General features: G+C 35.4%; 1 protein-coding gene and 1 pseudogene. One reads left to right on the top strand and one right to left on the bottom strand.

Annotation, left to right across the window (positions count from 1 at the left end; all coding sequences use genetic code 11):
* Positions 1-321 (bottom strand): annotated as a pseudogene (locus ABTZ99_RS44760) (IS6-like element IS1216 family transposase); the annotation flags it as partial.
* Between the two features lie 168 nt (positions 322-489).
* Here ABTZ99_RS44760 and ABTZ99_RS44755 point away from each other — a divergent pair.
* On the top strand, positions 490-1788 hold the full coding sequence (locus ABTZ99_RS44755) for a polysaccharide deacetylase family protein (RefSeq protein ID WP_014017385.1): 1299 nt from the start codon (positions 490-492) through the stop codon (positions 1786-1788).
* Positions 1789-3277: the final 1489 nt, after the last annotated feature.

Raw genomic sequence — 3277 nt, 5'->3', positions numbered from 1 at the left:
TTTCTTGCGTAGCCAGATGTCTAAAGTCAATCCATCCGCATCAATTGCACGATAGAGATAATGCCAACGACCTTTGATTTTGATGTACGTTTCATCCATTTTCCATGAATAAAAGGATTTTTTATTTTTCTTTTTCCAAATTTGATAGAGTAGTTTGCCATATTCTTGTACCCAACGATAAATCGTCGTATGAGAAACGTTAATGCCACGATCATATAAGATTTCTTGAACTTCACGATAGCTAAGGTTATAACGAAGATAGTAGCCCACGGCTACAATAATCACATCCTGCTGAAATTGCTTTTCTTTAAAATGATTCATCGTCATTCCTCCTGCTATCTTTTTCTATTATTCTACCTTATTTGATAGTAGATTTAAAACTTTGCAACAGAACCCTATATTCGTTACAATGGTTATGGGAAGTTTTTCAAAAGGTTAAGAAAAGCTTACGGGGGTTTTTGAAATCAAAAAGTAGTAGGGGACGATAAAATGAAACATACACACAAAATCATATTGGCTGTCACTTCTGTATGCACTGTTATTATTCTAGGTGTAAGTATCTTTTTTGTTACACAAGCAGTAACAAACAATAAATTAGAAAACACTAGTCAAACAACTCAACACTCAAGCAGCAGCTCAAAACCTGTTGAAGATAAACAAACGACGAAACAGCTTGATCAAGCAAAACAGCTTGCTGCAAGTTATCATTATGATGAAGCCATCGCCTTACTTGAAAAAGACGACGCCAAAGAAGCGCAACAATTGTTAGCAACTTTGAAAAAAGAAAAAGAATCCTTGGTAAAATGGGAAGACCCGACCAAAATCTCACACGTCTTCTTTCATAGTCTGATTGTTGATCCAGCTAAGGCTTTTCATACCCAGCAAGCACAAGGGTATAAAGATTATATGGTCACTATTTCCGAATTCAATAAAACCATTGATCAGTTATATAAAAATAACTATGTTCTTGTTAATCTAAATGGATTAGTCAAAAAAGGAACAGATGGAAAACTGACCTTTACAGGTGTTTCTCTTCCAGAAGGAAAGAAACCGTTAATTCTTTCGCAAGACGATGTCAGCTATTATGAATACATGGACAATTCAGGATTTCCAAGTAAGTTGATTGTCGATAAACAGAACCAAATCAAGAATATTTATATCGACAATAAGAAGGAAACTGTTGGTGACTATGATATGGTTCCATTGATCGATTCATTCATTAAAAAACATCCCGATTTTTCTTATCAAGGCGCCAAAGGAACATTAGCTTTAACAGGCTATAATGGTGTATTAGGTTACCGTACATCAAAATCAGAATATGGTGATAACGAAAAAACAAACAAAGAAATCGAAGCAGCCAAAAAAGTTGCTGATCAATTAAAGAAAGATGGTTGGAGTTTTGCTTCTCATACTTGGGGACACTTGAATATGACACAAGCTTCTTTAGCCGATATCCAACAAGATAATGAACGTTGGCAAAATGAAGTTGCACCTATTTTAGGCAAAACAAATATTTTGATCTACCCATTTGGCGCTGACATCAGCGATTGGCAACCTTATTCTGAAGCAAATCAAAAATTTGCTTACTTGAAACAACAAGGATTTGATATCTTCTGCAATGTCGATGCCTCAACTCCTGCATGGGGACAACTAGGAACTGACTACTACCGTAACGCCAGAATCAATATTGACGGTATCCGTTTCGAAGCTGACCTAAAAGGAGAAAATCCAATACTTGATCAATTTATCAACGTCAAAGAAGTGTATGACCAAAAAGATCGAGGATAGAGGTTGTGAAAGAAGCGTCCAGCTCCGCCGACAATAAGTAGGAATTAACTATCTAGGAACGCATACCATGCGTAAAACAGGCGCTTATCGGGTCTATACGCAGTCAAACTATAATATTGGTTTAGTGATGAATTTATTAAACCATTCAAGTGAAGCCATGACCTTAACGTATCTTGGATTAGATCAAGCTAGTCGAGAAACGATGTTAGACCAAATTGATTTTGGGTAATGAATGTTTAGAACTTAGTAGTCGTCCAAAAACGACTACTTTTTTTGTTGAATCGTCCTTGGACGATTCGATGCTTTTGACTTGTAAGAACAGAATTGAATGAAGCCATACTGTTCGCATATTTTTAGTGGATGAACAAACAAAATACGAGAGATTTTTTGTTCGTTCATCCAAAAAGAGGGACGATTTCGGAAGAAGAAAATCGTCCCTCTTTTTCTTCTTTTTGTATGACAAAAAGAAAGATCTTTTGCTCATTTTATTTTTATAAAATGGGTAGGTGGCGTTTGCGTAAAGCAAATCGACACAATCCAAAGGGGATAAAAGGGGAAAGTGAAACTTCCCCCTTTTCAAGCCACATTGTAATACAAGAACGAAGTAATTTGTATTACAATGTGATAGCTTACAGCAGTATTTATGGGTTTATATTTGCTATTTTGTTGTGAGGATTGTAACCGAATAGGGCGCAATGCTTATTACAAAATCAATGACAAAGGGCGATTGAGGAATGAGCGCTGGGGCATTTTATCTTTGAGGAAGTTCTTGATGGATCAGAAAAATGTATCACAAATTGAAACAAAGACTCACTCATTTAAGAGACGCTACTAGCATGAAATTTTGTTGTTGCGATAAGCAACTTCTGATACACGATTTTTAGCCATTACATCACTCGTTTTTAGAGTGATGTGTAAGTGCGCATTGCACTCTTTTTTTACGAAACAAGCCGACCAGCGTTTGAAACTTTTTAGTTTTTCATCATTCTATTTTAAAACGCTCTAAAACTCGATTTAAGCGACTTTAATTCGAAACTGTCTATTTGTTCAAAGGGAACATTAAGAATGCTTAAACGAGCTTTTAAGTGGGTTTAAAGTGATTTTGAATTGAATAGCTTGTTTTAAGTTGTAAAAAAACAAGTTAAACAAAGTATAGGTTTTCCATTTAAGGGTTGTTAGGGCTTGCCCTGACCGTCTGTAAGACGCTTGATTGCAAAGTATGAGTATTTAGCTAGTCAAATAGTTAAAACAGCGTATACGAGCAATTAGAGGGAATCCAAGAAAGTCCTAAGAGAGGGTTTGATCTTTTCTTTTAGCGAGTGCGAGTGAACGCTGCAAGTAAAATGTGAGCGTGGTTTTCGCTCACTCCTTTTTTTGATGATTTTGACTTTGGATTTTACATTTTTGAAAAAAATAAAAAATAGGCGAAGCCTATATATATATTTATCTTATATATTTTAATCTTTTAATCTTTTGCGTCAAAAAAAAG

This window comes from Actinosynnema sp. NPDC002837, assembly GCF_040295345.1.
Lineage (GTDB): Bacteria > Actinomycetota > Actinomycetes > Mycobacteriales > Pseudonocardiaceae > Actinosynnema.
This window is presented reverse-complemented; position numbering and strand designations above follow the sequence as displayed.

Bases quoted from the DNA above. Each gene is read 5' to 3' on its own strand.
- ABTZ99_RS44755 (WP_014017385.1), top strand. From the start codon at position 490: ATGAAACATACACACAAAATCATATTGGCTGTCACTTCTGTATGCACT.